The 7,347-nt window shown below is 41.9% G+C and carries 9 protein-coding genes and 2 pseudogenes; 4 read left to right on the forward strand and 7 right to left on the reverse strand.

The features are described 5' to 3' along the window. Nucleotides 1-358, forward strand: a 358-nt coding sequence (locus H6G97_RS41380; RefSeq protein ID WP_190946395.1) for an IS66 family transposase, incomplete at its 5' end; no start/stop codon positions are given. Nucleotides 359-367: 9 nt separating this feature from the next. On the opposite strand, the gene H6G97_RS41385 is transcribed toward H6G97_RS41380, so the two are convergent. Beyond that, complete coding sequence (locus H6G97_RS41385) at nt 368-559, reverse strand: hypothetical protein (RefSeq protein ID WP_190946396.1); 192 nt, start codon at nt 557-559, stop codon at nt 368-370. 392 nt (nt 560-951) lie between these two features. Here H6G97_RS41385 and H6G97_RS41390 point away from each other — a divergent pair. Beyond that, nucleotides 952-2,049: pseudogene (locus H6G97_RS41390) on the forward strand (tyrosine-type recombinase/integrase). Nucleotides 2,050-2,060: 11 nt separating this feature from the next. Further along, nucleotides 2,061-2,222, forward strand: coding sequence for a hypothetical protein (locus H6G97_RS41395; protein WP_190946397.1), 162 nt, complete (start codon nt 2,061-2,063; stop codon nt 2,220-2,222). 351 nt (nt 2,223-2,573) lie between these two features. On the opposite strand, the gene H6G97_RS41400 is transcribed toward H6G97_RS41395, so the two are convergent. From H6G97_RS41400 to H6G97_RS41425, 6 genes are all read right to left on the reverse strand, one after another. Beyond that, on the reverse strand, nt 2,574-3,071 hold the full coding sequence (locus tag H6G97_RS41400; RefSeq protein ID WP_190946398.1) for a PIN domain-containing protein: 498 nt from the start codon (nt 3,069-3,071) through the stop codon (nt 2,574-2,576). Continuing rightward, on the reverse strand, nt 3,068-3,313 hold the full coding sequence (locus H6G97_RS41405; RefSeq protein WP_190946399.1) for a UPF0175 family protein: 246 nt from the start codon (nt 3,311-3,313) through the stop codon (nt 3,068-3,070). The genes H6G97_RS41400 and H6G97_RS41405 overlap by 4 nt, the downstream gene beginning before the upstream one ends. 363 nt (nt 3,314-3,676) lie before the next feature. Then, entirely contained in the window at nt 3,677-4,102 is a 426-nt protein-coding gene (locus H6G97_RS41410; protein ID WP_190946400.1) for a hypothetical protein, read from the reverse strand. Further along, nucleotides 4,099-4,824, reverse strand: coding sequence for a ParA family protein (locus H6G97_RS41415; protein WP_190946401.1), 726 nt, complete (start codon nt 4,822-4,824; stop codon nt 4,099-4,101). The genes H6G97_RS41410 and H6G97_RS41415 overlap by 4 nt, the downstream gene beginning before the upstream one ends. A 199-nt stretch (nt 4,825-5,023) precedes the next feature. Continuing rightward, the gene (locus H6G97_RS41420; RefSeq protein WP_190946402.1) at nt 5,024-5,284 is read right to left on the reverse strand and encodes a hypothetical protein; all 261 of its coding nucleotides are present in this window, start codon (nt 5,282-5,284) and stop codon (nt 5,024-5,026) included. A 52-nt stretch (nt 5,285-5,336) separates the two neighbouring features. Then, a complete protein-coding gene (locus H6G97_RS41425; RefSeq protein ID WP_190946403.1) occupies nt 5,337-6,782 on the reverse strand; it encodes an MFS transporter in 1,446 nt (481 codons plus the stop codon). A 194-nt stretch (nt 6,783-6,976) separates the two neighbouring features. Here H6G97_RS41425 and H6G97_RS41430 point away from each other — a divergent pair. Further along, nucleotides 6,977-7,253: pseudogene (locus H6G97_RS41430) on the forward strand (IS701 family transposase); the annotation flags it as partial. Nucleotides 7,254-7,347 lie beyond the last annotated feature (94 nt).

The following is a 7,347-nucleotide window of genomic DNA, read 5'->3' on the forward strand; positions in this document are numbered from 1 at the left end:
AGAGGCTGCTGACTATGAAATTGGTTTCAAAGAAAAGACTCCACTGGCTAAAACTGTTCGCACTTGCCGTCAAATACTGAAGCTTGAACCTGCTTTATGGTTATTTGTGATCCTTGATGGAGTTGAACCAACCAATAATGCTGCTGAAAGAGCAATTCGTCCTGCCGTAATCTGGAGACGTACCAGTTTTGGTTCTCAAACCCAGGCTGGTAGCCATTTTGTGCAAAGGATGTTAACTGTTGTGACTACTCTCAAGTCTCAGCGTCGAAATGTCTTGGAATTTTTGACTCAAGCCATTAGTGCTAAACGCCAGGGTCAACCAACTCCTTCTTTACTTCCACAAGTTCCTGCCGAGTAAAGTTGCTGCTCAATTATGCTGCTTAAAACCCACGAATTTATACAGTTTGATTTCCCAAATTGAATTAGTCTGCTGTCTGCTTCTTTTGAACTCTAACTCTTTGATGTCAATGGGTTTTACTTTCTTGTAATTTGCGATCGCCCCGTGGTCGATTACGAAAAGTTGTTGAATGCTTTCAATGGTATAACAATGTATTTTCATTGAGACGGCAGCTACGAAATGACTCAACTCGGTGAACTTCAACAACAAATTTTAACTCTGATGGGAATACCGCAGTCACTTTACACTTTCCCTTACCTTGTACCTGGATAAGTGCTTACCAGAATCCTATCTAATTAAGCTCCATAAGCTTTACAGTGCATTAATTCCTCTTCTAGCTTTTTAAATCAGCGAACCAACCGTCAATAAGAAGCTGGCTCAAAATAAAGACAATTGTCCTGGCGATACATTCCCCCTGCGTCGGGTATGAAAACTGAGGTGGCAACCTGTTTATATAGACAACAACAACCAATTCTACAACGTGGAAAGAACAACAACAACAGCCCTAATTTTTACGTTAGGGTAGAAACAAATTAATTTCCACAACGTAGAAAATGACCAAGGTAGAATGGGCGATATCCCCTCACACAGAGTTACGATTTAGCTGTGTCTTCGACCCTAAAACCTGCTTACCCATAGAGCCAATCCAAAGATTTTTGAACTACTGTAGAAAGCGACAATTAGCACCGAATACAGTAAGTACATACGCTTATCGACTGGTAGACTTTTGGCGCTGGTTAGAATCCAAATCTCTCAACTGGTATGACGTTGGGTTAAATGAATTAGCAGACTTTGTGAATTGGTACTTGCTAGGTGGTGAAGTTGAAGAATCTGGTGAAAATGTGAGAGAAATTGTTGCCAAAAGAAGTCCTCGCACTGTCAATCAAGCAGTCACCGCCATCCAAGAATTTTATACCTATCACACAATTGAAGGCAGGATTGAAGAAAAACATTTCACTCTACTAGCGCATGGTTGGGGAAAACGAGGAGGCTTTCTTAGAGGAATTGCTAAAAGCAATCCTAATAAACGCAAACGCATCAAAATAAAAGAACCGAAACTCTTCAGTGGTTGTCTACTAGATGAAGAAGTCGCAACCTTAGCCAACGCCTGTACAACTTATCGAGACAGGTTAATTATCATGCTGCTGCGCTCAACAGGAGTGCGGCGTGGAGAACTGTTAGGATTACATTTGGAAGATGTCAAGGACTTAGATTTCAGCGGACGCATTCGGATTGTACGCAGAGAAGACAATCCTAATCGCGCAATGGCTAAAGGAAGAGAACGAGAAATCCCCATTATTTACCATCGTTCAGCTATTCAAGAGACCTTTCATGCCTACTTACTAGAAGAATATCCGCCTCAAGCCGAAACTTTGTGAGGCGGGATGTTATTCGTCAATTTATCAAGTAAATGGGTAGGGCAAGCGATGTCCTTAGTTCGCTTAAATAAATTATTTGACCAACTCCACAAACGAACAGGAATTAAAGCACATCCGCACTTATTTCGCCATACCTTCGCTACTAGAATGCTGCAAGACAATTATCTTGACCAATATGTACAACAGCTTTTAGGACATCGTTCAATTGCCACAACGAAAGACATTTACAGTCATGTTCTCGATGAAATGACCCTAGACCAATACTTAAGATAAGAAGAAAATTAATGGCAGAAGCATTTGCACCGCAAGCATTACAGGAGCGAATCACACTCTCTGAGTTAGGGAAACAGTGGATTAATGATCCTTTGATGAATCAAGATGTTTGGTCACTGTTAGAATTGGGTTATAGCCAAGAAGAATGCCGAATTAATGCGCGTTTCCAATAACGAATATTATTACATACAATGTTCTTGCCAAGCGTGTTTACACAAGATATAGCAAGAGCCACTTGTTGCGTAAGTCACTAAGTATTATTAGCACTGTGGTAGTCTGTAAAATTGCTGCTTTGATATCGAAATTGATATCAATTTTGGTCGCACAAGAATACTGACAGACTCTGCCCCCAAAGCGATGCCTGCGGTTCAAATAGCCAACACCCAAAAACTGCTGCTGTCTATGGTAAGTAGGCTAATATTACCTACTCGTACTTTTTTCAACGCAGTGTCTGGTTGTTTTCGTTTTACTCTGTTGAAAATTGTTCGAGCCACAGAATTTAAGGCGTTTGTTCTATTAAAGTCTTAACCTTCATCAGCAGATTGCAAGAGAATTGCATACAACTTTTGGCTAACCCGAAAGTCAGCAGTAGCAATTAACTGATCAATCAATGGTTTAATAGCTGGAATTAGCCCTTGTTTTTTGGCTTGTAGCAAGACTCCCAACAGACCCGTTACATTTAGTCCATAACTTGTAGCGACTGCTCGTCCTCGGCGTTCATCCATTAATAGCAAGTCAGCTTTCAGTTCTAAAGATAAAATAATTGCTTCGGCTTCTCCTAAGTCAATATTGTCCTGTTTTTCCTGAATTTCTATAACTTCTTGAGAATTAACAACAGTTATCCCCTGAATCCAAGATAGCTGTTGTACTTCTACTGCCCCAGGGACAACTTTATTTACACCTACCATCTCGTTATAAACGGCTTGGGGAATGATAACGCGACTATACAACTGACGCAGTAAATCTAACTGACCAATCGCTGCCAAGTTTGTGATCGGTGATGTGTCGCTAACTATAATCACAACAAGCCCATTGATTGCAGTGTCCGCACATCGGATTGGAAATCTTCTACATCATAGTTGATGTGTAAACCGCGTTTAGCCAGTTCATGCTGGAATTCAAGTACTGTGATTCCTGTCCAGGCTCGGACTTTGCCACTGCTAATTTTACCTTGCTGGTAAAGCAAGATAGCTATTTCTAATTTCAGTTCATCCTCAGTCATGTTTGATGCTCGGAGGATGTCATCGGGAATTATGACGCTCATAAAGGAAAACTCCAATTCATAGTTTATAAGGAAAATGCTAAAAACCCCTGAGAAACAGCAACGCAGTTGCGTTTTTCGTACTTCAGGCAGGGGATGAAAGCTATTTGAAGGCTTTTAAGCCTGTGTGATGCACTGTTTCCTAATCAAGATTTCTATATACTCACTAGCACTGATACTGTCTCTTGTTGCCAATTCTTGCACGGAATGTCACGCAGTGTCAGTCAGCATAACTCCTCTTTTCTTTTTAGGTTCATCGTACAAAACGGGAGTATTTATAACTCTTTTTCTGCCTTTACGCAAGTATATATTATACTTTTATAGTATTAGACCTTTATATCTTAGAGTAATTAGACCTTAATGAAATTATAGGTTTAGTAATTGTTTGAGGTCTTCAGTATTCTTGATTTGGCTCCAGTCAACCTCACAAGAAAGCAATAGTTCTATGGCAACTCCGATTAGGTGCTGAGGGTAAACCCGCTCACCAGGGGGAACTGCTTCTGTGTTGTTGTCCCGCACTGTTCGGGCTGTATCCGTTAACCAGTTATGCTGTGTGCGAGTAATTTTAATATTGATCGTCACGGGCTTTTCCTTAACTACTGCTTGAGAAGTTGGTGATGCAGTAGGCGCTTCTAATGCTGACTTTGGGGCTGGTGATGTTATAGGCATTTTCTCAAGTACTGGGGAAGTTGATTCTACTTCGGCGGCAGGAGAGGTAATCTCTGGCTCTGATTGGCTCTTAATTCCAGAAAACTGGCTTAATTTCATACCAGACATTTTCTTTTTTGTCATTTCGTCCCCCAATGTTTGATGTATTCTTTAGCCAAAGATTGGTAAGCTCTAGCACCACTGGACTTGGGGGCGTAAGTGCTAACTGGTTGTTGCGCTGCGATGGATTCAGCAACAGCTATGTTATCAGGGATAGTTGTGTGCAATAGTCGATAACCTAACTCCACTGCTGCCTCAATTAGCAAATCGTCAGCCTCTTTAGTCAGAACTAACCGGGGCTTATATCGAGTTCTGACAACATCAATGGGAATATCTGCCTTTTCCCCTCGAATTAGTTCTACAGCTTCCGAAAGTCCTTTTAGGGAAGCAGGTTCGTTCATTGTGGGAATAAGAATGCGCGAACTGCTAAGGATGGCTTGCACTGATGCTACCGACAGTCCAGGGGGACAGTCCATTAAGACTACATCAAACCCAGAAAGTCGTGACAGTGCTGGAACAAACAAGTTATCCTCCGATGTCAGGCGAAACATACCTATATCACCTGGAATCAGACAAAGGTGTTTTACTTGGGTTTCTGTGGGTGTGAGTGTTTCTTTACTAGTTAGCCAGTCTAGGGTTGTCGGTTCAAGTCCATCCATGCCTAGTCCGAACGAGAGAGTACGCTGCCCATCTAAATCAATCAGCAGAGTTTGGCGTTTGGGAGATGCTAAAAACGCCCCTAAGTTTAGGGCGGTAGAGCTTTTACCTGTACCACCTTTAAAGTTGAATACACTGATTACAATCATTTTAAAAAGACTAAAGCGTTAATCAGTGTATACCATAAAGGTCTAATACTTTAATATCTCTATACATTTAAATATATCGTCTTACTTTTCAATAATTATGTAGGGGCAATCGCCTCTGGTTAACTAATACCATAAAGGTCTTATACTTTAAATATATTATTCTTTTAGGCTTACGCTTAACTCAATGCCGTAAAATGTTTTAAAAAATCCCAAAGTAAGAAACTCTAGGACTTAATTTCTTACTTTGGTGGCCACAATCAAACGATATCAATCCTTTTGGAGCTAACCGCAATACAAAGCGGTTCTTGGGAGCAACTACCCAGAATGAAGAATTATGTTTACCTGTAGTCATCGGCACAAGCTGAAGTTTTACTGGCTCAACGTTAAGATGGGTGGCGACCAATGCAAGGAGTTTTTCTGGATCAAGCACTTGTGACAGTAAATCCGTCTTCTGATTCATTATGAAAACTACAGCAATAAACAAAGTCCCAAGTGGTTGACGTTCAATATTGTTAAATCGGTACTCTTTGCTGCTTGACTGAGAATAGGACTCGCCAAAGCTGACCCAGAGATACAGAGCCTTGCTCCTGAACAAAAACCAAGGGCAAGAGAGCAGCCGTCCGTAGGACGGCTGAAAGAACAAACAGTCCCAGTAAGCCACCGGCACCAGGCAGAGTCGCGAGAAAGCTACCAGATATGATTCCCATTGCTCCAGTGACACCAGCTACCGCTCCGGCGATCGCGAAGTAAGTGGACTGATTCGTTACCGGTGCCACTCCCATCATCAGATTGTTAGTACACAGGTCTATGGCCGCCCACGTCCCAGATCCCAGCACGTGTAAAAAGGGTAACCATATCCAAAGGGAAATTGAATCATTGCCAGCTACTAACCATAATAGAGGCGTTACCGCCACCAAGATTCCTACTAATAACATGATGGGACGATTCCCAATCCGGTCAGACAGTTTACCCCAGAAAACCAGCAGCAGCATATTGGCACCAGCTCCTAAACCGTTATAAATTGTTACTAGGCTGACATCTATATCTAGGTCATCTAGCATATAGAGGTTAAAGAAGGGAGCGCTGACGTTAACGGCAAAGCACCAGATGGCAAGGTAAAGCAGTAACTTCAAAAAATTGGCATCATTGAGGAAGCGAAGATGTATCCCGCTGCGGTATGGTTGGGGTATATCTGACCCCACAACTTTTAAAAGCTGCGGGTTCACATCTGTCATCCAGAACTGACAGCCCTGACTAAGCAGCCCAAGCACAATTCCTAGAACCAAGATTGCACCGTAGCCTTGGAGTGTTCCACTAGGCCAGATCGATACTGCTAGACCCAGCAACGGGACACCGATGAGATTCATCAAACTGAGAACACTATTGCGAAAGCCAAAATACCGCCCCCGCAACCGCCCAGGTACTAACACAGCCGTCCAGGTCATCCAGGGAGCACGGGCGAAAGCTTCAATGATATTAGCCACTAACATAATTCCCAATGTCAACAGCACCACTTGGTGCTTAGTGATATGGTTAGATGAGCTGACCAACCAAATCGCTGGCACGAGAATTATCCACAGTAGCCGCGCCGGGATGAAAATGCTCATGCAATACCAGTTGAAGCTGGTACTTCGTTCTACCAAATAAGCTCCCAGCGGTTGGAGCAGATTCACCAGCTGAGGAATAGAGGCGAGCAGACCAATTTCTACTGGCCCGGCGCCCAGCTCTAGCAAGAAATTACTGAGCAACGCTGAACCGATGATACTGTAAAAAACCGCAGCGAAGAGACTCTCGAGAGTTAATGCCCTAAGACTTGTGCGAATTTGCGGTTTGGAAAGTTTAATAGGCAGATTTGTGGGAAGAATTACCGTCTCTGTTAATTCTTTATCCTCTGGGATTTCCTGAATGGGGAGAGGGATCTTTTTTAGTAAGCTTTCGTCTTCTACTTCCTGGAACATACTGAATAGCTAAAATTTAAAAAGAGTTAACGCGGCCTTAGTTGCTGGTTGAATGTAGAGAACAGTAGGCGTGCTTCAGGCTACTGGAACAATCTTTTTGAAAGATACGTTAGGGAATGAGGGGTTATTAGCTCTGTTGTGTCACCTCATAAATAGTATAATAATATACAAAGAATAACATAGAGATACAGAGTATGGTAGAGCCTTGCTCACCCGTACAAACCATCAACTTTGTAGACGAATATTGTCTGTTGTATAAAAAGCTGTTTTCAGATATTAGGCTTTTTGAAGCATTTAAGTATCTACATATAGGAATATAGGATGTATTTCTGATTTAAAACGAAAAGCCTCCCAGAAATAGTAAAGATTGTTGGATTAGATAAGTATTAAGGATTACATCATTTCTTAACAGCATCATCTTGGGATATAGAGAAGTTAAGAGTTTTGGGTTTAGAGGATGTTTTAAAAGTAGGGTAATGTTGTAAGAAAGCTCACAAAGCTTATGCTGAGATTTGTAGAAACCAGCACCTTGTGAGCAAATGACTAAAGCATACCGTAGCAATTT

This window comes from Nostoc flagelliforme FACHB-838 (assembly GCF_014698065.1).
In the GTDB taxonomy this organism is placed as follows: domain Bacteria; phylum Cyanobacteriota; class Cyanobacteriia; order Cyanobacteriales; family Nostocaceae; genus Nostoc; species Nostoc flagelliforme_B.